Origin of the sequence: Mesorhizobium robiniae (assembly GCF_040545535.1) — a bacterium.
GTDB classification, from domain to species: Bacteria; Pseudomonadota; Alphaproteobacteria; order Rhizobiales; family Rhizobiaceae; genus Mesorhizobium; species Mesorhizobium robiniae.
This window is the reverse complement of record NZ_JBEPMC010000010.1, coordinates 70094-89737: the sequence shown is the minus strand read 5'-3', so window position 1 is coordinate 89737 and position 19644 is coordinate 70094. Positions and strand designations below refer to the sequence as shown.

26 protein-coding genes and 1 pseudogene are annotated in these 19644 nt (G+C 59.8%); 8 read left to right on the top strand and 19 right to left on the bottom strand.

All coding sequences use genetic code 11. The features are described from left to right. Positions 1-76: 76 nt before the first annotated feature. Entirely contained in the window at positions 77-613 is a 537-nt protein-coding gene (locus tag ABID19_RS25085) for a hypothetical protein (RefSeq protein ID WP_354493590.1), read from the bottom strand. A 187-nt stretch (positions 614-800) separates the two neighbouring features. Between ABID19_RS25085 and ABID19_RS25080 the strand changes: the two genes are divergently transcribed. Then, positions 801-1118 (top strand): hypothetical protein, encoded by a 318-nt coding sequence (locus ABID19_RS25080; RefSeq protein ID WP_354493589.1) that lies wholly within the window; start codon positions 801-803, stop codon positions 1116-1118. Between the two features lie 74 nt (positions 1119-1192). On the opposite strand, the gene ABID19_RS25075 is transcribed toward ABID19_RS25080, so the two are convergent. From ABID19_RS25075 to ABID19_RS25055, 5 genes are all read right to left on the bottom strand, one after another. Next, positions 1193-1720 carry a YciE/YciF ferroxidase family protein gene (locus ABID19_RS25075; RefSeq protein WP_354493588.1) on the bottom strand — a complete coding sequence of 176 codons (528 nt, stop codon included), beginning with the start codon at positions 1718-1720 and terminating at the stop codon, positions 1193-1195. A gap of 195 nt (positions 1721-1915) precedes the next feature. Then, positions 1916-2134, bottom strand: a complete 219-nt coding sequence (locus ABID19_RS25070) for a hypothetical protein (protein ID WP_095486378.1) — start codon at positions 2132-2134, stop codon at positions 1916-1918. Between the two features lie 290 nt (positions 2135-2424). Then, the gene (locus tag ABID19_RS25065; protein WP_352929365.1) at positions 2425-2646 is read right to left on the bottom strand and encodes a hypothetical protein; all 222 of its coding nucleotides are present in this window, start codon (positions 2644-2646) and stop codon (positions 2425-2427) included. Positions 2647-2689: 43 nt separating this feature from the next. After that, positions 2690-3061, bottom strand: a complete 372-nt coding sequence (locus ABID19_RS25060) for a SpoIIAA family protein (RefSeq protein WP_354493587.1) — start codon at positions 3059-3061, stop codon at positions 2690-2692. A gap of 99 nt (positions 3062-3160) precedes the next feature. Continuing rightward, positions 3161-4309 (bottom strand): DUF3182 family protein, encoded by a 1149-nt coding sequence (locus ABID19_RS25055; RefSeq protein WP_354493586.1) that lies wholly within the window; start codon positions 4307-4309, stop codon positions 3161-3163. Positions 4310-4574: 265 nt separating this feature from the next. Between ABID19_RS25055 and ABID19_RS25050 the strand changes: the two genes are divergently transcribed. Both ABID19_RS25050 and ABID19_RS25045 read left to right on the top strand, forming a co-directional pair. Continuing rightward, positions 4575-5126 (top strand): MBL fold metallo-hydrolase, encoded by a 552-nt coding sequence (locus ABID19_RS25050; protein WP_354493584.1) that lies wholly within the window; start codon positions 4575-4577, stop codon positions 5124-5126. Further along, positions 5069-5599 carry an MBL fold metallo-hydrolase gene (locus ABID19_RS25045; RefSeq protein WP_354493583.1) on the top strand — a complete coding sequence of 177 codons (531 nt, stop codon included), beginning with the start codon at positions 5069-5071 and terminating at the stop codon, positions 5597-5599. The genes ABID19_RS25050 and ABID19_RS25045 overlap by 58 nt, the downstream gene beginning before the upstream one ends. Before the next feature lie 88 nt (positions 5600-5687). Here the strand turns inward: ABID19_RS25045 and ABID19_RS25040 are convergent. Both ABID19_RS25040 and ABID19_RS25035 read right to left on the bottom strand, forming a co-directional pair. After that, positions 5688-6149: pseudogene (locus tag ABID19_RS25040) on the bottom strand (metallophosphoesterase family protein); the annotation flags it as partial. 66 nt (positions 6150-6215) lie between these two features. Continuing rightward, positions 6216-6659, bottom strand: a complete 444-nt coding sequence (locus tag ABID19_RS25035; protein ID WP_354493582.1) for a hypothetical protein — start codon at positions 6657-6659, stop codon at positions 6216-6218. 248 nt (positions 6660-6907) lie between these two features. Here ABID19_RS25035 and ABID19_RS25030 point away from each other — a divergent pair, with 248 nt between their 5' ends. Next, the gene (locus ABID19_RS25030) at positions 6908-7162 is read left to right on the top strand and encodes a DUF982 domain-containing protein (RefSeq protein ID WP_095486599.1); all 255 of its coding nucleotides are present in this window, start codon (positions 6908-6910) and stop codon (positions 7160-7162) included. A gap of 10 nt (positions 7163-7172) precedes the next feature. Here ABID19_RS25030 and ABID19_RS25025 read toward each other — a convergent pair whose 3' ends face one another. The 5 genes from ABID19_RS25025 to ABID19_RS25005 form a co-directional block, all read right to left on the bottom strand. Further along, on the bottom strand, positions 7173-7490 hold the full coding sequence (locus tag ABID19_RS25025; protein ID WP_354493581.1) for a hypothetical protein: 318 nt from the start codon (positions 7488-7490) through the stop codon (positions 7173-7175). 223 nt (positions 7491-7713) lie between these two features. Continuing rightward, entirely contained in the window at positions 7714-10281 is a 2568-nt protein-coding gene (locus ABID19_RS25020) for an NAD-dependent epimerase/dehydratase family protein (RefSeq protein WP_354493580.1), read from the bottom strand. A gap of 3 nt (positions 10282-10284) precedes the next feature. Continuing rightward, a complete protein-coding gene (locus tag ABID19_RS25015; protein WP_354493578.1) occupies positions 10285-10419 on the bottom strand; it encodes a hypothetical protein in 135 nt (44 codons plus the stop codon). Positions 10420-10577: 158 nt separating this feature from the next. Then, positions 10578-10994: a hypothetical protein gene (locus ABID19_RS25010; RefSeq protein ID WP_354493577.1), complete on the bottom strand. Its 417-nt coding sequence runs from the start codon at positions 10992-10994 to the stop codon at positions 10578-10580. A gap of 190 nt (positions 10995-11184) precedes the next feature. Next, positions 11185-11862, bottom strand: coding sequence for a hypothetical protein (locus ABID19_RS25005; RefSeq protein ID WP_354493576.1), 678 nt, complete (start codon positions 11860-11862; stop codon positions 11185-11187). A 264-nt stretch (positions 11863-12126) separates the two neighbouring features. Here ABID19_RS25005 and ABID19_RS25000 point away from each other — a divergent pair, with 264 nt between their 5' ends. Further along, positions 12127-13602, top strand: a complete 1476-nt coding sequence (locus tag ABID19_RS25000; RefSeq protein WP_354493574.1) for an FAD-dependent oxidoreductase — start codon at positions 12127-12129, stop codon at positions 13600-13602. A 27-nt stretch (positions 13603-13629) separates the two neighbouring features. Here the strand turns inward: ABID19_RS25000 and ABID19_RS24995 are convergent, their stop codons facing one another. From ABID19_RS24995 to ABID19_RS24980, 4 genes are all read right to left on the bottom strand, one after another. Then, entirely contained in the window at positions 13630-14094 is a 465-nt protein-coding gene (locus ABID19_RS24995) for a YbhB/YbcL family Raf kinase inhibitor-like protein (protein ID WP_354493573.1), read from the bottom strand. A 57-nt stretch (positions 14095-14151) separates the two neighbouring features. Next, positions 14152-14589 (bottom strand): DUF2267 domain-containing protein, encoded by a 438-nt coding sequence (locus tag ABID19_RS24990; protein ID WP_354493572.1) that lies wholly within the window; start codon positions 14587-14589, stop codon positions 14152-14154. 153 nt (positions 14590-14742) lie between these two features. Next, on the bottom strand, positions 14743-16149 hold the full coding sequence (locus ABID19_RS24985) for a Do family serine endopeptidase (protein WP_354493571.1): 1407 nt from the start codon (positions 16147-16149) through the stop codon (positions 14743-14745). Between the two features lie 54 nt (positions 16150-16203). After that, a complete protein-coding gene (locus ABID19_RS24980) occupies positions 16204-16410 on the bottom strand; it encodes a sugar phosphorylase (RefSeq protein ID WP_352929400.1) in 207 nt (68 codons plus the stop codon). 253 nt (positions 16411-16663) lie between these two features. Between ABID19_RS24980 and ABID19_RS24975 the strand changes: the two genes are divergently transcribed. Next, a complete protein-coding gene (locus ABID19_RS24975; protein WP_354493570.1) occupies positions 16664-17590 on the top strand; it encodes an NADP-dependent oxidoreductase in 927 nt (308 codons plus the stop codon). Between the two features lie 106 nt (positions 17591-17696). Here ABID19_RS24975 and ABID19_RS24970 read toward each other — a convergent pair whose 3' ends face one another. Together ABID19_RS24970 and ABID19_RS24965 are read right to left on the bottom strand one after the other, a co-directional pair. After that, positions 17697-18158, bottom strand: a complete 462-nt coding sequence (locus tag ABID19_RS24970; protein ID WP_354493569.1) for a YbhB/YbcL family Raf kinase inhibitor-like protein — start codon at positions 18156-18158, stop codon at positions 17697-17699. Positions 18159-18549: 391 nt separating this feature from the next. Beyond that, the gene (locus tag ABID19_RS24965) at positions 18550-18981 is read right to left on the bottom strand and encodes a hypothetical protein (protein WP_354493568.1); all 432 of its coding nucleotides are present in this window, start codon (positions 18979-18981) and stop codon (positions 18550-18552) included. Positions 18982-19154: 173 nt separating this feature from the next. Between ABID19_RS24965 and ABID19_RS24960 the strand changes: the two genes are divergently transcribed. Continuing rightward, positions 19155-19337, top strand: coding sequence for a hypothetical protein (locus tag ABID19_RS24960; RefSeq protein ID WP_354493567.1), 183 nt, complete (start codon positions 19155-19157; stop codon positions 19335-19337). Positions 19338-19344: 7 nt separating this feature from the next. Then, positions 19345-19566, top strand: a complete 222-nt coding sequence (locus tag ABID19_RS24955; protein ID WP_352929410.1) for a hypothetical protein — start codon at positions 19345-19347, stop codon at positions 19564-19566. The last annotated feature ends 78 nt before the right edge of the window (positions 19567-19644 follow it).

Below are 19644 nucleotides of genomic sequence, written 5' to 3'. Positions count from 1 at the left end.
CGTCTGTTTGGAGTCGCGGCAACCAACTGGGCGGAAGCATCCCTTCCACTCGGATATCTATGACCGGCTGTTCGTCTCAGCCGCCCTCCTCTCGCCGCTTTTTCAAAACTTCATCAGTCCCGACAAGCTTTTTCAACCCGCCGGGTATCGCTGTGGACACCACGGCAGGCGGGTCGCTCGCCGGGAAGGAATCCTCAAGGCCGGCCTGCAGCTGGTCTTCCAGGGTTTCCGGCTTCTGCGATCGACCAGGCGTCCTTCGGGTTTCGGTGTCCTCCAGCGGCTGTTTCATGTCGGGTGAAGACTTGACCTCTCGAACACAGGCATAAAGCTGTTCGATGCCGAATTCCTTCAGTGTTTCGAAGTTGGCTTTATCATCATCTTGCATTGCCTCGATCTGATCGACCATTGTTTTCTCGAACCGGCCAAGGCTATCGCTTCCGCAAGCCCGGCAAAGGCGCAACAGTGCCTCTTTGAGCATTTTCGGGCCAAAGTAAGCCGACGCCTCAAGCTTAAGCCGTTGCAAGTCCTCTGGAGTTGCCGCCTGAAGTTTTGACATATGCGCCCCTTTCGCCTGGTGAGCATTATCAACGGCAATTGTCGGCAGATGTTCCATTCATCCGGCCAAGCAGGCGCTTTGTTCCGTCGGCAGGCCATGCCGCATTGACAGTGGCGGACAGGGCCGGATGCACCGAACGGCCACGCGGATTGCCGACAAGTGGAACAGGAACCTTTTTTGAAACTCGCCGTTTGCCAGCAGGTCGCTGCATTAGCGGTCGTTAATCAACGGAAAGGGTCTTGCCATGAACTATAAGATGATCTGTTTAGGCGCGATGGCGCTTTCGATGATAAGCGGCGTTTCTCTCGCGGCAGGCGCCGACACGGGTACGTCTGCCTTGGATGACCCCGCAAAGATGCAGCCGTTCTATACAGACTCCAGCATGACGACTCTGCGGTCCGACGACGAGTTCACGAAGGCATGGAAAGCGCTGACGGACGAGGACCGCACGGCGATGACAAAAGTCTGCGATGAGGAGGCGGCAAACGCCAATGCCGCCAACAGCCATCCTGAATTCTGCAGCAGTGTCAAAAAGAACGGCGCCGGGACAACAAATAACTAAGCCGTGCCTGCATCTTCGAAGCGGAGCCCTGGGCGATCCATTGCCCAGGCTCCGCAAATCGGTGGCATACGGGACTACGCGGCCGCTTCAAGAGCACGCTGGTTGACACCGCCCTCGCCCAGGCCCGTCAGCGCTTCGTCCGTAGCGAGCTCTTCTTTGAGCGTCGCCTTGAGAAGGGCGGCAACGTCGGCCTTTCCCATCTGTTCTGCCCAGGCGATAAGAGTACCGTACCGGGCGATTTCGTAGTGCTCGACGGCTTGCGCCGCCGCGACCAGTCCGGCGTCGAGCGCCGGAGCACCTTCGTAGTCTTCGAGTATCTCCGAGCCCTCTTCAATGATGCCGTCGATTGCCGGACAGGTCTTGCCGCGTGCTGCTTTGCCGAATTTCTCGAACACTTCCTCAAGGCGGTCGACGTGGCCCTCCGTTTCCATGCGATGTTTTTCGAAGGCGGCAGTCACTTCTTCCGACTCTGCGCCTTTCGCCATTTTCGGCAGAGCTCTCAGTATTTTCTTTTCGGCGTAATAGATGTCTTTCAGTCCGTCTAGGAACAGGTCCTCAAGACCCTTGGTTGCCGCTTTCGTTGATTTCTTCGCAGTGGCCATGGTCGTCTCCCGCTGGGGTTGGAGCTAGCCTTCCTAAAACGTGAAGGCGTCCGATAACCCCACCGGCCAGCAACAAGTTCCACATCAATTCAGCATAGCCAAAAATTTTCCGGCGCCTCGCGTCGCATGGTCAGGCGCTGCAAGCGTCATGCTGGTGAGCAGAGGCCGCCGAGGCGACGGTTGCCTCGCTTGGGCTCAATCGATCCGCCTGATGCGACCCTTGTCGAGGCGGAATACTCCGTCCTGCCCGCCCTGCCTCTCAAAATCGGTAAGCAGATCGTCCCAGGTTCCCAGGAACTCGCCACAGTCGTCGCAAAAGATCCGGTCGTCAGGACCGGCGTCGGCCGGAATCCGCAACCTTATTGTCAGGCAATAAGGGCACTCCAACTGATGATTGAGATACTGCTTGGTCATGGACGATGTCGAGAATGCACTGGAAATGCCGCCCCTGCAACCTCGCTCGCGCTTGTCAGCGAGAGACGCATCACGGCGATTTGTTGCGATCCGGGGATAATGAGGGCCCTTCCGTCCGGGGCCGAATATTCGAGGCAGATGAAAAACGCAGCAAGAACTGGCGCGCAGATAATGGCGATAGTCGCCAGTGCGGTTTGGACAACGGCTTACGCGGCTCGCGGTTTTGCAACACCGAAGCAGTCCCGCTCTCGGTCCGAGGACGATGGAGGGCTCAAGATAGCCTGAACCCATTATATGCCGTCTTTGGTCGGAGGCCACCCGGACTGAGCCGTCGGGGGAATGTTGTCGGATGTCAACTCACCCCGCCTGAGTTTTCTGATCGCTTCGTCGGCTTCGATTTCGTCCAGTCCGGAAAGCGGCATACCGTCCACTACGACGGCTTCCTCGCTCTCGCCGTCATAGACCTCCCACAGGCCATCCGAATCCCGCCGTTTGTTGTAAGTGGTTGGCATGGCCGCTCCCTAAAACAGTCTGAAGATGACCAGCTGGATGCCGCTATTGGACACCTGCAACCCATTCCAGAGCCTGGGCCTTTTCGTTCTTTGAGAACACCCGCGCCTCGATCTGCGGGAAAAGCGCGCCAGTCATCTCCGTAGCTGCCTTGATCCACTGTTTTTCGGACACCACTGCGGCACGCTGGAAGCGGTGGAATTCGCCAAGTTTGCTCAGGCCGTATTGCAGGTCACGGCGCAAAGCGTCGCCCGTCATATCCTCCAAATCCGTAAGATCGGCGAGGACGCCGATCTCTTCATGTTCGCTCAGTTTCTCTTCGATCTCTGGAATGATTTTATCGTAGTCCTGTGCAGTCACGGTACCGGCAACCCGAAATGCGGCGACGTTTTCAGGAGCAGAAATAACCTCGATCACTTTTTCCTCCTTCGAGCTGGCTTCAGGGATCTCCCGAACAACTCAAGCCGCCCCCAGATGTTCCCTGGCGGCAACCGTTTTGCGATCTACATTCGACACTCATAAGCCGGTGCGATTGGCGGGCTCCCGGATTGCATGGGTGATGACGGTATAGCGTGTGATCGGGCCCTCATCGGGGTCGTCTCCCTGAAAGTGAACGTCCGCGTTCACCGGCAGCCGGCCGGTGTTGCCGAACTCCTTAACTGTGGACGCGCGGACGAGTTGGATGTCCGGGTCATCCTTCATGATCTTTATTGCCGCAAGTTCGGCGGTACTGCTGCCGCCAATGCGCCAGCTGGCTTCGAGCACACCGGATCGCCAAATGCCCGACGAATCGACACCCTGGCCGATATCGTAATTGCGCCGCGAAGCGAAAAATCCGGGATAGTCAGCCATCGCCGCGTCATAGGCCCTCGCCTGCATCGTTGCCAAAGCTAGTGCGCGAGGAAGCTGAAGGTCGTCGAGAGCTTCCCAACCGCCGCGCACGACAACGAGATCGGATCCGCCATAAACGGAGCGTCCCGCATTGTCGATCGCCGTCCGTTGACTGCCGTAGTAGGCGACCACCATTTCGTCGATTTCCGTTCTGCCAACGCTCAGCGTGACGATGTCACTGAGGTTCGCTTCGAGCACCAGACCACACTCGTCCAAGTCGCAGGATTGGTATCGCTTAAGTAGTCTCCCGACGTCGGCGACCGTTCGAACGATGTGCTGGTCCTGGCCTCGCGAGGAGAGCGGTGGCTTCACTCGGGCCGGCCCGAGCTTCAGCAGACGCTCCCCTGCCCGCAGCGCGTCGTGCCGCGAAAACACAGTATAGCCAGGCAATACTGCTGCGCGGACTTTCCTGCCGAAGCTGCCCGACCATTCTTTCGGTCGCTTGGCCAGGCCGTCCACCAATTCATGGGTAATGGCCTTGGTCATTGCAAAGCGCCAAGGCACGACGCCGCCGAAGAGGTCTTGCGGTCCGTTGATACCCAGCCGTGCCGCATCGGCGGCAAGCAAGCTGTCGTCGGGCACGAAATACACACCGCCGCCGTTGCTGTTGCCCATATCCTGCCGGAAGGCAAATCCCTTGAGCGACGCGATCGTGCGGGCAACGGTAGCCACGACTTCTCGCTCGTGAGCGTAGAGGGGTTCGCAGCCCGGCGCAGAGAACGCGATCACGGTTCCCTTTGCCTCACTCGGCTGAGTGCCTCTGTGCTCGGTCATCTCGCTTGTCTCTGGTGATATCTCGTATGGCTGCGGTGCCGATGTTGCGACCCCGCGACTCACCCCGAACGGAGAGAACGCAGAATGTGGCAGAACGTTCAGCGTGGCTTGGCCGACTCGCCGTCTTCTGCCTCATCTCGAACGCTATCCATGGGAACCGCTACCCAGAGCGCACAATTAGAGAGGATAGACGTCCGGTTCAGGTCCTGTCGGAAGATGAGCGCCTAATGGCAAAATTCGAAAACAGTATCGAGTGTATCCGGTGATGTTGCTGGTTCAGCCGCGGCTGGTCAACGACCGCTTCTCGGACGCTGGGCTTCTTCTGGATTTCCGCTTCGGCAACCGGGCGATGCTCTTCGACATTGGCGATCTGTCGCCACTTTCGCCGCGCGAAATCCTGCGCGTCAGCCACGTATTCGTATCACACATGCACATGGATCACTTCGCCGGCTTCGATCGGCTCCTGAGGCTATTTCTATACAGGAATAAAACAGTGCATTTCTTCGGCCCGCCTGGGTTGACCGAAGCGGTGCAAGCCAAGCTCAACGCATACACGTGGAATCTTCTCGACGAACAGTCCCACGACTTTATGATAGCAGCCTGCGACTGGACGCCGGCCGGATTTCGTCATTCCCGCCTCTTTCGAGCACGAGCGGGGTTCGCCCGACAGGACACTGCTTCAAATCCAGCCGAGGGCAATATCCTGCTCGATGATCCCGATTTCCGTATCGAAGCAGCAATGCTCGACCACGGCGTTCCATGCCTTGCATTCGCATTTCAGGAAAGATCCGGGTCAATGTGCAAAAGCCACAGCTGAAAGCATTGGGTTTGCCTGTCGGACCTTGGTTGAACCAAGCCAAGCGTGCGGTCCGGCGCGGAGCTGATCCGGAAACGACGCTCGCCCCAACCGCCGATCGGCATATCTCGGTCGGCGAACTCCTCGGGGCCGGGGCCCTGAGGACCGGGCCCGGACAAAGGATCGTCTATGCTACCGACCTCGCATTCAACGAGGCAAATCTTGCGCGTGTCGTTGCGCTTGCGCACGGTGCGAACCAACTGTTTATCGAAGCGGGCTTCCTGCACGAGGATCGGCGGCTGGCCGCCGCGAAACGGCATCTCACGGCAGCCCAAGCCGGCACGATCGCCAGACTTGCGGGCGTCGAACATGCCGTGCCGATGCATTTTTCGCCTCGCTATCTCGGACGCGAGAATGAACTGCATGCAGAGTTCGCGGCAAATCTAGGCGCTGGAAATGCATCTCAACCGACGGAAATGAATGCCAACATGTGAGCGACAGCCGTCGCGCGTTTTCGATCACTCGCGCTGAATATCCCGGAGGGCCGTTCGCCGGGGTCGACTTGCAAGGATGGCGGAAAGGGGTGACCGGGCGAAAATCCCAGCTGTCGACGCCTGTGTCGTACTGGCGTGTAGCCGGGCTCAGTCTGCCGTGGGAATGGCCATGCAGATCGATCGATTTCTTGCCAATCTGATTCCAGGTGCGAAACGGATAGTGGCAAAGGATCAGCAACCTGCCATCTATCGTCAGTTCCTTATAGTGTTGTGTGCTGGCCCAGCCTCCGGCGTCGATGGTCGATGCGCCATCGTTGTTGCCGATAATCAAATGCTTCTGGCCATGAAGTGACGACAGGAGCGATGAAACGAACTCGGCCGATCCCTTGGCAAAATCGCCGAGATGCCAGATCTCGTCGTCCGGCCCGACGGTTTCGTTCCACAGCGAAATCAGCGTTCGATCGTGTTCTGCCAGTGAACCGAACGGGCGACGATCGATGCGCAGTATGCGGGGATCGTTGAAATGTGTGTCGGCCGTGAAATAGATCATCGAGCAGCCCATGGCCTTAGCGTATCCCCAACGCGGCGCGACGATGGGCAAGCTAGAGATCGTCGGTCACCCGCAGGCGATCTCGACAATTGTCCTGGTGTCCTCATCGTAGCTGATGTTCATCCGGCCCCAACCTAGATCCGAGGTGCGGGCGCATGTCGAACATTGGGTACGCCAGACGGCTTCCTTCGGCGCATCCGGCATTGCAGTGAGTGGTCGGCCGAGAAGATGCTGGTAACGGGACGCCTGGCACTGATCTCCGTAATAGTATCGCTGCGGCTGGCCAGCGATGTGCGCGACCCAAATCGCGGGATTTCGCGGATGGTTGCGGATAGTGGAACCCTCCGGCGCCCAATACGTGAACGGCGGCGCAGGGTCGGCCTCGATCACGACCCGCGGCTCCGCCAATTTCACCGCCGCGCTCGAGACACTGTGTTGTTGTTCGGGGGATGAGGTACATGCCGTCACGAGCAGAGCCAAGCAGCCCGCTCCTGCAATCAGTGATTTCATAATGCTGCCTGGCCTCCTTGAAGCAGCGTCGGTCTGCTTCTAGCTGGTACCTGATCGCCAAATCCAGCCGACAATGTGGCTGGGAGAGCACCTTCGTGGCGCCACCTTTGTATTACGCCAAACTGTGCGGTGTGGTGAGATCGCAAAACCTCGCATCGACAGGGCAGTGGCAAGGCCGACTGCAATTAACATTTGAGGTGGCGAAGAAAATCAGACGCGGCTAACATACCGCCGCTTTGGAGAGTGTCGTGCGTACGAGACGTTTCAGAAAGCCGATTGTCGTTCAACCTGGCCGGATCGATCGCGACAGGGTTGTTTTGTCGGTCTCCGACGCGGCTGAAGTGCTGCTGAGGGACTGGCCGGCGCCAGCTTCCAAGACGCGACTCGCTGCAATCGAAGCCTGCCTTGCTGTTATCCGCGGCGAAAAGCCGCCAAGGGTGGCGCGCCAGGCGTTCATCGTCGCGGCCAAGGACGCGAGGATCCTGCTCGGCGAACAAATCTAAATCGGCGCTGTCAGGCCGAGCCTCGTTGAGGCAGCTCGATCTCTTGCTCGACCTCCTGCTGCAGATCGTCCCGCGCGCGCTTCGCGTCGCGGTGAGGTACGTCCGAACCCGACTGTTTCTGCCTGTCCAGCTCGTGCTCAACTGTATCGCGCGAACCTTCTGCCGGATCCTCTTGCGGACGGTTGTTACCCGGCTCGGCAGCTTCGTCTTGTCGTTTGTCCTTTCTGCCCTGATGACCATTGGGACTGTGCTCATCGGCACGCTGAGTATTGTCTGTGCTTGAGCCTATCCGATCTCCGTCAATTGTTTCGTCTGGCATATTGGTCATACTCCGGCTCCCCGATTTTGGCTGCGCGACACATTGCGAAGTACGTCTCGCCTTTGGCACGTGTTTCGTTGATGAGGCCAAACGGCAGATTTGCAGCTTGGTTCCATCCAACCTGCTGCGGACCAACCGCCACCAGATATCGGCTGAATCTCGTAGTGACGGACCTGGTCACTGGACCCGTGACGGCTTTGGGCAAGATCGCCAGGTGTTGAAGTCGAGTTGCTCAGACAATCGCCCGATCCCAACCGCCATAATGTTGATCGCTGCGCGTGCCGCGCGGCAGGCTGCGCGTGCCGCGCGGCAGGCTGAGCGCGATCAGTGCCAGACCGATCGCAACGTCCGCCACGACCGCCGCGATTCCACCACCGGCAACTACGAAGGGTGACACCGCGATCCATGCACCAAGCATTACATTGAGGAAGCGCACCGGCCGGACAATTTCGGCCATGGCTGTGACTGCGACCATGACGATGAGACAGCCGATGATGTGATCGCTGAAGTAGAGCGGTGGCTCGGTGCCAAAGATCAACGGCGTCGTCATCAGCAACGCGCCGAGCAGCGTACTCGCTATCAACGTCCACGGGAAGTTCACGCCGCCGGTGACAAATTCCTTCAGCAGCTCGGAAGCTGGACGGTCGAGGTCGGTCGCAGGTGTCTGGTTCTCTGACAGCGCCGGTCCGCCCATCCAGAAGGTACGCCAGAACGGCTCGCCCGCCCTCGTAGCACCCCAGAGATACTGGACGGTCGCCAGCACTTCATCGACGGAGTAGGGAATCAGCACCACAGTGACGGCGGCCTGGAGGATGCAGAGCGTGCACAGCGCGCCAATCAGCGGTGGCTGAATGATGATGAAGGAGACGCTGACCACGCCGAGCGGAACAATCAGCAAGCCGAAGAGGATCACCATCCACGGCATGGTGCGCCAGCGCCGGCGGTCGCCGATCGCGCCGGCGAGTATATCGAGGCTATAGGCAAAGGCGCCGAGCCCGGCATCGGCAATCGGGAAACCTTTCGAGACCCATGATGTCACCACCGCCTCGCTGCCATTGCGCGCCGGCGCGCCGCCAGGCCCGAAGAACGGATCCCACAATCCGTCTATGTGGCCCATCTGGTAGGCGGCGAGATAGCGGGAAACGAACAGGCCGACGAAGGCCAGCGCCACGATGGGGATGCGCTGCGTGAAGGTCGATGGCGAATAGGTCCAGCCCAGCGGGCGATCGTCATCCGCGGCCAGCGCGCGGCGGCTGATGCCGGGGGTTGGCGGGATCATCACTGCAAAAGCGACGATCAGCATGCCCGCGAGCGTGTCCATGGCATAGGCTGCGGCGCTGGTCGTCCAAAACAGCAACGGCGCAAGCATCACCCACAGACCGAGCGCCGCCGTGATCCACTGCACCCAGCGCCAGCGTTGGAGCATGCCCAGCAACGCAAAGACCGTGACGAGCAGGCCGGAAACGATCTCGCTGACCCCGAGACCGGCGTTGCGGAATTCGGGCTCCGCAATAGCGTGTCCAAGAGAGGGGGCCATGGCGGCCGTGACGGGATCGAACAGGCCAACCGTCATCGGCGACGTGACCAGCCACAGTCCGAGCGCAGCGTTGGTCATTGGCGCCCAAAGCGTTCTGAACCGATGCCGTTTTATGGCGGCTTCGACGTCTTCCTTGCTTCGTTCGAGCGGCCCCTTGAGGCGCCTTTCGGCCTGCTCGATCTCGGGATCCGAAGCCGCGACAACGGGCGGATTGAGCTTGTTGGCCGCATACCAGTCCGTGGGGTCCTGTTTCAGCCGGCGGATCATCTCTGGCAACGTGTCCAGCAGCCTATGTCTTGGCTTCCAGCCCAGCAGAGCGTCGGCCCGCGAAATATCGATCTCGTAATGATCGTCCGAGTTCTCGATCATCCACGGCTTGATGTCGGTGTCCTGGTCGAGCACCTCCGTCTGCAGCCAGGCGCCCAGCTTCGTCAGATCTTTCGGCAGCGCCAAGGTACGCCAGTCCTCGCCGTGGATGAGCCCGCCGATGCGCTTCTGCATCTCCTCGTATGATGGTGTGTCCGCCTCGCCGATCAGAAGCACCGTCTCGGGTGGAAGCTCGGCGCGCCGGTCGACGGTGCGCGCCACCGCATCGACGAGATCGTCCTTGTGCAAATAGGGCTGGCCGGCGGTGATATCGCCGGCGAACAGATAGGCGGTCGGCAAACGCTCGAAGATGCGAGCGATCTGCTGGGCAATAAACGCCGCCCGGCAGTCTTCGTCATAGACGCCGGCGAACCGCAGGATCACCGTTTTGATTTCCCCGTGCTCCCTCGAGATCAATGCTTCGGTTTCGGCTTTCGATTTCGGATAGGCCCAGGCCGGGTCGAGCGGCGAGTCTTCATTGATTTTCGTGCCCCTCCCCGGACTTGGCGCATGGACGAGAAGCGTGCTGGAAAATACGAACTGCTCGGTCTTGATCGCTGTCAGCGCCTTCAGGAGCCGGCGCGTGCCCTGCACGGTGACGGCGTCATATTTCGGATTGTCCTTGCCGGTCGTATCATAATAGGCAGCAAGATGGATGACCGAGGCAATGCGGCCGCCGCTGCGCTCCCGCACCGCCTCCACCACTCTATTCAGGCTCTCATCGGAGGTGAGATCGATCTCGATCGTCTCCATGCCTGCGGGAGGATGCTTCGGTTTTACAACATCGAGACCGATGACGCGGTAGCGGGCAAGCAAGCCTCGCGCAATCGCCTGCCCCAGGAAGCCGCTGCTGCCGGTGATAAGAACCGTCGGACGGGGCGCGCCGTTACTCGCCACAGCTCAGGCCTGCTCGCCACGCCGTCTGGACTTCAACCGGGTAACCCGCCGGTCCGGATCACGGTTGGCCGTTCCATTCAGCCAGATGTTGGCGATCTGCAATGTCTTGTCGAAAATGCGGAATCCAACTGCGCTCATCATTGCCTCACAGAGAAGAGACCGTCTCGGGGCGGTCACTTAGTGGTTAAACACGGGCATGCCGGAAATGTTTCGAGGCCGGATGTAAAATTGCTACACTTGGTCACTCCGCGGCGAAGCGGACCTAGCGCAGCATCGCACTCGCCGGGCTCGCGATTTCAGCCGGCGCCTCTTACGGGTGGCCTGCCCGTGTCGTTCCATTCCGCCTTGCGTGCCCGCGCTTCGTCGACGATCAGCTTGAACTCCCGCATCATCGCACTCTCAATGGCGAACGCACTGCTTGGCAGTACGCCGGGGTCTTCCTGATTATTCTGGAATTGAAAGCGGGCCTCCAATTCGGCCCATATTCGCTCGGAAGACGCATCGAGGCCGGCAAGCAGCGCGACGATAAGCGACAAAGTCTCTCGCTGGGCATTCAGCCGCCCCTCGATCTCTTCATTCGGCAACTGGGACATATGGATCGCTTCCGGTTTCAGGCGTAACGGCAAAATCGCGCCCTTGTTCCGGAATTCAGCGCATAAGCTGCACCAGTTCATCAGCGTTGAGAACGTCCCCCGCCCGGTTACGGGTTCCATCCGCTGCTGCCGTATTGAGGGGCAATGATCTCGAGAAAATGACCGTTCGGGTTCTCGAAATGAACGCCGCCGTCGTGGTGATTGATCGCGCCCAGCTGTGTCCGGCAAGGTCCGCGCTGAAGGACGCCTGGACACTCTCAAGGATCTCGCATGATTGTGAACCGGCGCTGCAGGTCTGCAGCACTAGGCGTCAGAAACGATACCGGATCCCAAGAGTGTTTGCATTAGAACCCTCTTTCATATCTCCAAATGTACCATCGGCACCGGATCGATGGTGGAGTTGGTAGACAAGTTCGACATTGGGGGCTTGCCTAACTCTGAAAGAAAGCTCTGCACCAATGAAGCCGAGGAACGATGCATCGCCACCGTCACGGATTTCGCGGTTGTGCTCGATCTCGGTAGGGGCTGTAACCGCACTGAATCCAGCTGTTACTGCGGGCGCAATCGCCAAATCACCAATGACGAGGCCCTGATGGCGAAGTCGCGCTCCGGCCCAAAGTTCGCCCGACGTATCATCGTCCTCGCCAAATCTTATGGCCGCGCCGGTGACGCCACCGAGAACGAAACCAGCGCCTATATCGACGAGATCGCGACCGTATGCGGCCCCGACTATATAGTTGTCAGTGTAGTCGGCACCAAAGACGTTGATCGCATCCCCGAAGGACCCGCGCGCAAAGACGCCACCAAAGACGTAGACATCATTCTTGGTCGGCACACCCTCCTGAAAGGATCCTGCGTCGCAAAATAGATAAAGGGAGAATTGTCGTCGGCGTGTCCAGAACTGACTGAGGTGCTCAAGATCACCGCAGCCAAGGCTGCTTGCAGTCCGCGCATAGACAAGCTCCGAATCGATCCGCCAGTCGCTCATTTAGCCTTCCAGAATTTCGCAGAGGAGCAAGGTGCGAATTGGTTTATCGCCAGAATGCTTGATGCGGGTACATTCCGTTAGCTCCAACCGAATACGATCGCGAGGCGATCACCTGGGTGATGGCTTGCACCTCGCGTCTCCCCGGCGCGTTTGTTTGTTCCGGACAGCCAAACAACGATTGAAGACGGTAGATCCCGGGAACGTTCTCCTGCCGGTGGGGTTGTCGATGAACAATGCATCGAAGACGCAAGGGACGCGGGTGAAATGACCCATCTTTCGGGAAAACCGGGAAGCTGTTGGGTGGCTGCCGCCACCGCTACGAATTATCCTCCGATCGAGGGCTCGATCCATGCGGAAACCGTTGTCGTGGGCGCTGGGATTGTCGGGCTGACGACGGCGCTTCGCCTTTGCGAGGCAGGTCGGTCGGTGATCGTCATCGAAGGTCTGCGGACAGGCGGCCAGGTGACCGGTCGCTCGACGGCCAAGATCACGACGCAGCACGCGCTGATCTATCGTCATCTCATCGATACGTTCGGCCGGGACGTGGCGCAAGCTTACGCCGATGCGAATTCCGCCGGCGCCGTCCAAATCCGGGAATGGGTTCGCAACTATGCCATCCCCTGCGATCTCGAGACCAAGGACGCCTATGCCTACACCTGCGATGCCAGGCGGCGCGCGGAAATCGTCGCCGAAGCAGAGGCCGCGCGCCAAGTCGGGCTGAGCGCCGATAGTCTCGAGCGTGCGCCGCTGCCTTTCGAAACGGCCGCCGCTTTGCGTTTTGCCGACCAGGCGCAGTTCAATCCGGCGATGTATCTGGTTGGTCTGGCTCAGGCGGTTACGGCTCGTGGCGGACGGATTCTCGAAAACAGTCGTGCGATCTCTATTGGCGAAGCAAGCCGCTGGCGCGTCGTCACCGACAGCGGCACCGTTCACGCCGAGTATGTGGTCGTCGCCACCAACATGACAGTGAAGAGTCCCATCGGTATGGCGAACCGGACCCAGCCGCGCTGCCACACTGCCATAGCGTTTCGGATCGATGACCCTCTTGCTGTCGACGGCATGTTCATCGGCATCGACGATCCGACCCATTCCATCCGCACGGGCCGCGATGCCAAAGGCCCGCTGCTGGTCACGCTCGGTCCCAAGTTCGACACGGGCCAGGACGGCGACGTGGCGAAACGGTTTGTCGACCTGGAACAATGGGCAAGAATGCACCTTCCAGTTGGGGAGGCTGCGTGGCGCTGGTGTAATGAGGACTATGATACGGCCGATAGAGTTCCGTATGCCGGCGAGCCCGATCCGGACAAGGCCTCCGGCTTTCACATTGCCACGGGATTCAACGCCTGGGGCATCACCAACGGAACCGCCGCTGGCGCGATGATTGCGGATTTGATCTGCGCTCGGCCGAGCCCATGGCAAAAGCTCTATGATCCGGCGCGGTCCTATCCCGAGGACTTTCATAGGAATGGCCGCAGCCAATCTATTGTCTCAAACCCCGACGACATAGCGCCCGGCATGGGCGGTGTGATTGTCAGGGGTGACGAAAAGATCGCGGCGTGGAGAGACACTGAAGGGGTACTGCACCCCGTTTCGGCGACATGCACCCACAAGGGTTGCACACTGACCTGGAACAACGCGGACAACACATGGGATTGTCCTTGCCATGGGTCGATTTTCGCCACCGACGGTTCAGTAATCCACGGCCCGGCTCGAAAACCGCTTGCCCCGGCCGCGCTGTAAAAAAGGCGGCGCCGACACGGCCCGGCGTTACCGCGCGTAGGTTCCGACCAGCTCAGTCTGCTCCAGCGCATGCTTGCGAGCTTCGTTCCAGACAAGCTGCACGCCTGCCTGCCCCGGCACACTGAGACTGGGCACGTCGAGCGCGGCAAGCCGGAAATGATAGTGATGGATGCCGTGACCCACCGGCGGCTGCGGGCCATCGTAATAGGCATTACCGAAATCGTTGGTGCCTTGCCTCAGTGCCGACGGTCCCGGCTTGCCATCTTGCGCCTCCGGGAGTTCGCTGGCATTCGGCGGGATATTGAACACCGCCCAGTGCCCGAAGGTTCCGCTCGGCGCGTCAGGATCCTGCACGACAAGAACGAGGCTTTTCGTACCATCCGGGACGCCGGACCACTTCAGCGGTGGCGAGACGTTCTGGCCATCACGGGTATATCTCTCAGGGATTTCCCCGCCTGGCGGGAACGCGGGGCTGATCAGGGTGAGTGGCATTCTTCCATTTTCCCAAAGAAGCGTTGCGGTCGGGACTGGCGAAGTCCGGGCGCCATTTCACGCCGCTTGCTGAGCTTCCGCGACGCGTCTGATTTCTCCTGGCAAGGATTCCCAAACCTTGAGCATCTGTCCTTCTTCGACATGGTGGGCAAGCACCTTGGATACGACCCTGAACGCATCCTTGGAATCGACCGGTCGGGTGAATTCCAGTTCCGCCTTGATCTTGGCCAGAAACTCGTCGAGCGACCGCAACTTCTCGGGTGTCTTGGAAGGCTGATATTGGTCGTAGTAGACGCCGCGTACCAGGATCGGCAGCTGCGAGCCGAGGTGGGCGGCAAGATCCGGCTGCATACGGTCCCGCAAGGCATGGAGCACTGCTCCGAGCACATGCCACGCGATCTGCCGATCCGGTCCCATCTCGGTCATGATCTCGTCGAGCCAGATGTTCGTCGTCTGCAGCGTCTTGTCGAATACATCGAGTCCGGTGGCGTTCATCGAAGCCTCCTTTTTCTGTCAGCTGTTTGAATGATCCATGAGGCGAAACGACCTTGGTCGGCTGTTGTTCCCGTCCCCAGGCCTAAACGCCGTCTTTCCCGAAGATCTATTCGCCAAGCCTACGCTCAATGCGCTGCCGTCAGATTTGACTCATCAAGATTTGGCCGTGGCTACGGCAACGAAAAGCGATTGACCCTGTCTTTCGATGCGGAACAGGATCGGCTTGTTCTGCTGACGGGATTTCGCCCACTCCTCTTGTATATCTGACGGCTGTGTCACATCGCGGTTATTGGCTGACACGATCACATCTCCCGCGCGGAGGCCGTTTTGGTCGGCGACGCTGTTGGGCGCCACGTCTTGAACAAACACCCCGGTGGTGCCCGGCTGCAATCCGAGCTGCTGGCGCGCTTCGTCAGGGATCGGACTGAGCGACAGTCCCAGGCGTTGGTCCGCCGCTTCCGGCCCCGGAACGGCGCCGGTCTGTACTTCCTCGTCTTTGCGCTGGCCAATTACCAGGGCTACGTCTTCCTGGGAGCCACCGCGGTTTCTCGTCAGCGTCGTCTTTGTCCCCGGCTTTTGGCTCGCAGCCGCGAGCGTCAGGTCATGGACGCTCTGGATGTCCTTGCCATTAAAGCGCGTGATCACGTCGCCTGCCTGTATGCCTGCCTTCGCTGCCGGACTGTCGGGCTCGACCGAGGCCACGAGCGCTCCCTTGCTGCCCGCTATTCCAAGCGCCTCGGCGATCGAGGGCGTAACCTCCTGGAGGCGGACTCCGATGAAGCCGCGCTCGATCCTGCCAGTGCGGATCAACTGGTCGACGACGCTCTGCGCAGTCCGCGATGGCACGGCGAAACCAATGCCTATGCTGCCCCCCGAAGGCGAGACGATGGCTGTATTGACCCCGATCACTTCGCCGCGTGCATTGAACAGGGGACCGCCGGAATTGCCCTGATTGATGGAGGCGTCCGTTTGGAGAAAGTCGTCATAGGGGCCGGCCTGAATGTCGCGCGAACGAGCTGAAAGCACGCCGACGGTAACAGTCCCACCGAGGCCGAATGGGCTGCCGATCGCGATCGTCCATGCGCCAGGCTGCATAGCATCGGAGTCACCCCAAGTGGTCGTTGTCATATTGGGTCGCGGATCGATCTTCAGCACCGCAATGTCAGTTGCCGGATCCCGGCCGACGAGCCGCGCAGGCGAAGTCTGCTTGTCGGAGAATACGACATGGATTTCATTTGCATCGGCGACGACATGGTTGTTGGTGACGACGTACCCCTCAAGGCTGATCACAAAGCCAGAGCCGAGGGCCTCTCGCACCCGCGGTTGAGCCGGCCCCAGGCCGCGGCTGTCGAAAGGACTGAGAAAGTCGTTCAACGTCGCCTGGTCCTGGATAATCTGCCGGGTCGTTATCGCGACCACGGCCGGTATTTTCTGGCGCACGATCGCTGTGAAGTCGTTTGGGATTTCCTGGGCTGCGACCGGAGCAAAGCCGGCGGCCGGGCATATCAGAATTGCGGCAATGAGGCCGGCGCAAAGTCTCTTGTTCAACACCGCAAACATGGTCTGCGACTCCTTCGGCATTCAGTGATCAGCGTTCCAGCACGAGAGAGCCCTTCACCAGCGGATTACGACAACCTTCTCGTTGCCGTTGGCGAGTTCGACAGCTTCGGTGCCGTCTGGTTTGTGGCTTTCTACTCGGGCACTTTCTACCGTTTCGACGCCCGCAATGTTGACTGCGAAGGCCTCGTCGGTCTCGGCGGCACAGACCAGCGTTTCCGGTGGCAGATCCTTCACCTGGTTCATCAACTCGCGAAGCCTCATCGCGAACCTCCCTGGCACGGCGGGCGGCCGGATTCTTTCGGCCACACCCTCCAACCATGTCCCCCGGGAAAGGTTCCCTGATGAGATTTTGCGGTTACCGGATATCCCGGCGCAAGATTTCTCATGGATCCCGAGAGAACAATCGTCGAATGGCGCGACCCGCCCGTCGATTCCTTGGAACTTCCAGCCCGCGAAGTGGATTGGATCGAAAGAAGAATGTCCTGCACTGGACCTCGAAACGAGGAGGATACCCATGGCGACCATGAAAGCAGTTCGAATTCATACTTTTGGCGGGCCAGAGGCCCTTTCGCTGGACGAGGTTCCCGTGCCTCACCCCCGTGACGACGAGGTCACACTTAAGGTCTGCGCAGCAAGCGTCAATCCAGTCGACTACAAGACCCGTGAGGGTTCGGCGGGCGGGGATCTGCCCGTTACGCTCGGCCGCGATGTGTCCGGCGTGGTGGAACTGTGCGGCACGCGGGCTCATACGTTGAAGAAGGGTGATCCGATGTTTGCCATGCTTGGTCATGGCCGGGGCGGCAATGCCGAATACGTCGTGGTCAGGGCGACGGAGGCGGCAGCAAAACCGGAACGTCTTAGCCACGTGCAAGCCGCCGCCGTGCCGCTTGCCGGCATTACTGCGTGGCAAGGCCTTTTCGACCATGGTAACCTCAAACCCGGGCAACGGGTTCTCATCCATGGCGGCGCCGGCGGCGTCGGTCATCTGGCGATCCAGTTTGCCAAGACTGCAGGGGCATTTGTCGCGACGACTGTTGCTGCCGAGGATTTCGACTTCGTCCGTGAGCTCGGGGCCGACCAGGCAGTCGATTACAAGAACCAGCGCTTCGAGGACGAGGTCGGGGACATCGACATGGTTTTTGATCTGGTGGCGGGCGACACACAGGACCGCTCCTGGAATGTGCTGAAGCCCGGCGGAACGGTTGTTTCCACCCTTTCGGAGCCCTCGGCGGAACAGGCACGCCTGCATCAGGCGCGTGGGATCTCCTGCGTGGCTGAGCCGAATGCGGCGCAGCTTGCGAGGATCGGCGGCCTCATCGATGGCGGCAAGATAACGCCGTTCGTGCAGGCAACTTATCCTCTGGAGGAGGTCGCCAAGGCTGAAGAGCGGCTGGAGAGGGAGCATACGCGCGGAAAGATCGTGCTTCAGGTGGCCGCCTGAGGCCGGAATGCTCGAAATTTCCCGGAATGTTCGAAACCGCCGCCGAGGTCCTCAACAACTGCGGACTGCATTCAGCGACCGAGCAGAAGAATGAACCTGTTCGGGTTTATTCGTAAGTGCCCATTAATTCCGCCTCACCCAGCATGTTTTCACGGGCAGCCTGCCATACTATCAAGGCATCGGGTTCCGGGCCGATGGGAAGGTTGGCAATGCCAAGGGCCGCCAGCCTGAAGCGATAGGTGTGAGGTTTGTCGCCGGGGTGCTGGTCGGGTCCGTCATAGTGAAGATTGCCGAAATCGTTGAAGCCGTGAGGCAAATCCTCGGTTCGCGCTTTGGAGCTCCGTCCCTCGGCTAAATGACGCCGCTCACCGCCGATGTCGTAGACCGCCCAATGCCGGGACGCCTGTGACGGTGCATCCGCATCTTCCATGACGAGCGCGTAGCTGCGCGTGCCCGGCGGCGGATCGTTCCATTCCAGAAATGGGGAGAGATTATCGCCGCGCCGGGCATGACGGTCCGGAATCGGCTGGCCGCTCCGAAAGGCGGGACTTGTCAAAGTGAACGCCATCACTTTTCTCCATGCTGGGTCGGTCGAAATGGAGGCTTCGGGCGCACGCACCGCGGCTTCACTTCAGCGGTCCCAACCACCACAACCGGCTATTGTTCCTCCTGTTTCTCCGAGAACGACAACATGTGACGCTAAGGTATGGGCGCGGCCCCGTTACCTGAAACGGGCTTCTTCCGGTCGCCCTCTACATGGTCCGCTCCGCCTCTCTTTATGATCGTTGTATGCTCGCCGACAAGAAGCGCGACCGGGCGAGCAGGAGGTGTTCACCCGGCCGCTCTGGAAGCAGGGCGTCGGCCCCTATCGACTGCGTTGCCGGCGAGGTCACCGGCATTTGACGGGCAAGCACCCACGAGAACGATCAAGACCTTGTCTCGTCACCGTTCTGCGAAGCTCAATGCATAAACCTTGCCCTCAGCCAAGCCAGAATTCTGTTCCCGGTAATTGTCCGGCGGACCCTGGCGGCAGCCCAACGCGCTTGCATCGTAGCGCCAACGTGGCAGTGACAGACGATGTTGTGCAACTGCCGGTCACTTAATTCGAAGAAGCGCTTAGCCTCACCATAGGTATCATCTTTCAGTCCCATGGCGCGCAGCACCGGATCTTCGTAGGCTACGGTGATCGGCGACCCCGCACCACGCGCGACAGCACGGGCTTCAGGGCTGAGATATTCGGTGCCTGAAAGCGCTCCGAGGCAGCGCCGTGGATTTTGTTCGAGAAGTTCTGCCCAACGCTCGATCCGCTGCGTCCGAGTCATGGTCGGGTATGTCGCCGAGGGCTCAACTTTTGCAATTGTCTGCAGTTGGTCGAGTGTTTGGTGTTTCATGGTCGGCTCCTTTCGATAGGTCGAAGCGCCCACGCCCTCACAGAAGATTATTGCGCTGCAGCGCGCCGACAAGGCCGTATTTGGCAATGTGAGGAATTTGCCTCCCGTCAAGGGTTCGTATCAGGAACCTTCTCGGGGGCTAGCTTGTTTGGGCTACTGGAAGGAGGATCGTCATGAGCACAAAGCCACCACCCGCTCCGGCAGAAAACCAAAGTCCGAAGGGTCCCGGCGATAAGAAGTCGGTTCCTGTCGACCAGACGCCGCACGGCCGTTCCGCCCCCAATCCCGACAAACAGGGCCAGCAAGGCAATGTGAAGGTCAACACGACCCACCAAGGCCACCAGCAGGACCGTTAGGTGATACATGTCCACGTCGAAAAAGACCCCTGCCAGCATCCGCCATGGCGGTCCTGGCGCATCGCACGAAAACGCCAAGGAGCCGTTGGTGATAGAAAAGCCGCCAGCCGATTCCGATCAGCGCAGCCAAAGCAAGATCTCAGGTGGCGGAGGCGAACGCGACAGCCATCACACCCATGACCCCGAAAAGAAAGGTGGCGGCACCCGACCGGCCCACAAAGGAAAGTGAATGGTTCTTTTCTTCGCATCTCATTGGCGTGGGCCTGGCATTTTTGCTGAAACGCGGGGCGCCAACCATTGGGCAGTC

What these genes read in the sequence shown, in the direction of transcription:
- ABID19_RS25085 (WP_354493590.1), bottom strand. Translation starts at nt 613, where the DNA reads ATGGAACATCTGCCGACAATTGCCGTTGATAATGCTCACCAGGCGAAA.
- ABID19_RS25080 (WP_354493589.1), top strand. Translation starts at nt 801, where the DNA reads ATGAACTATAAGATGATCTGTTTAGGCGCGATGGCGCTTTCGATGATA.
- ABID19_RS25075 (WP_354493588.1), bottom strand. Translation starts at nt 1,720, where the DNA reads ATGGCCACTGCGAAGAAATCAACGAAAGCGGCAACCAAGGGTCTTGAG.
- ABID19_RS25070 (WP_095486378.1), bottom strand. Translation starts at nt 2,134, where the DNA reads ATGACCAAGCAGTATCTCAATCATCAGTTGGAGTGCCCTTATTGCCTG.
- ABID19_RS25065 (WP_352929365.1), bottom strand. Translation starts at nt 2,646, where the DNA reads ATGCCAACCACTTACAACAAACGGCGGGATTCGGATGGCCTGTGGGAG.
- ABID19_RS25055 (WP_354493586.1), bottom strand. Translation starts at nt 4,309, where the DNA reads ATGACCGAGCACAGAGGCACTCAGCCGAGTGAGGCAAAGGGAACCGTG.
- ABID19_RS25050 (WP_354493584.1), top strand. Translation starts at nt 4,575, where the DNA reads ATGTTGCTGGTTCAGCCGCGGCTGGTCAACGACCGCTTCTCGGACGCT.
- ABID19_RS25045 (WP_354493583.1), top strand. Translation starts at nt 5,069, where the DNA reads ATGCCTTGCATTCGCATTTCAGGAAAGATCCGGGTCAATGTGCAAAAG.
- ABID19_RS25035 (WP_354493582.1), bottom strand. Translation starts at nt 6,659, where the DNA reads ATGAAATCACTGATTGCAGGAGCGGGCTGCTTGGCTCTGCTCGTGACG.
- ABID19_RS25025 (WP_354493581.1), bottom strand. Translation starts at nt 7,490, where the DNA reads ATGACCAATATGCCAGACGAAACAATTGACGGAGATCGGATAGGCTCA.
- ABID19_RS25015 (WP_354493578.1), bottom strand. Translation starts at nt 10,419, where the DNA reads ATGAGCGCAGTTGGATTCCGCATTTTCGACAAGACATTGCAGATCGCC.
- ABID19_RS25010 (WP_354493577.1), bottom strand. Translation starts at nt 10,994, where the DNA reads ATGGAACCCGTAACCGGGCGGGGGACGTTCTCAACGCTGATGAACTGG.
- ABID19_RS25005 (WP_354493576.1), bottom strand. Translation starts at nt 11,862, where the DNA reads ATGAGCGACTGGCGGATCGATTCGGAGCTTGTCTATGCGCGGACTGCA.
- ABID19_RS25000 (WP_354493574.1), top strand. Translation starts at nt 12,127, where the DNA reads ATGACCCATCTTTCGGGAAAACCGGGAAGCTGTTGGGTGGCTGCCGCC.
- ABID19_RS24995 (WP_354493573.1), bottom strand. Translation starts at nt 14,094, where the DNA reads ATGCCACTCACCCTGATCAGCCCCGCGTTCCCGCCAGGCGGGGAAATC.
- ABID19_RS24990 (WP_354493572.1), bottom strand. Translation starts at nt 14,589, where the DNA reads ATGAACGCCACCGGACTCGATGTATTCGACAAGACGCTGCAGACGACG.
- ABID19_RS24985 (WP_354493571.1), bottom strand. Translation starts at nt 16,149, where the DNA reads ATGTTTGCGGTGTTGAACAAGAGACTTTGCGCCGGCCTCATTGCCGCA.
- ABID19_RS24980 (WP_352929400.1), bottom strand. Translation starts at nt 16,410, where the DNA reads ATGAGGCTTCGCGAGTTGATGAACCAGGTGAAGGATCTGCCACCGGAA.
- ABID19_RS24975 (WP_354493570.1), top strand. Translation starts at nt 16,664, where the DNA reads ATGGCGACCATGAAAGCAGTTCGAATTCATACTTTTGGCGGGCCAGAG.
- ABID19_RS24970 (WP_354493569.1), bottom strand. Translation starts at nt 18,158, where the DNA reads ATGGCGTTCACTTTGACAAGTCCCGCCTTTCGGAGCGGCCAGCCGATT.
- ABID19_RS24965 (WP_354493568.1), bottom strand. Translation starts at nt 18,981, where the DNA reads ATGAAACACCAAACACTCGACCAACTGCAGACAATTGCAAAAGTTGAG.
- ABID19_RS24960 (WP_354493567.1), top strand. Translation starts at nt 19,155, where the DNA reads ATGAGCACAAAGCCACCACCCGCTCCGGCAGAAAACCAAAGTCCGAAG.
- ABID19_RS24955 (WP_352929410.1), top strand. Translation starts at nt 19,345, where the DNA reads ATGTCCACGTCGAAAAAGACCCCTGCCAGCATCCGCCATGGCGGTCCT.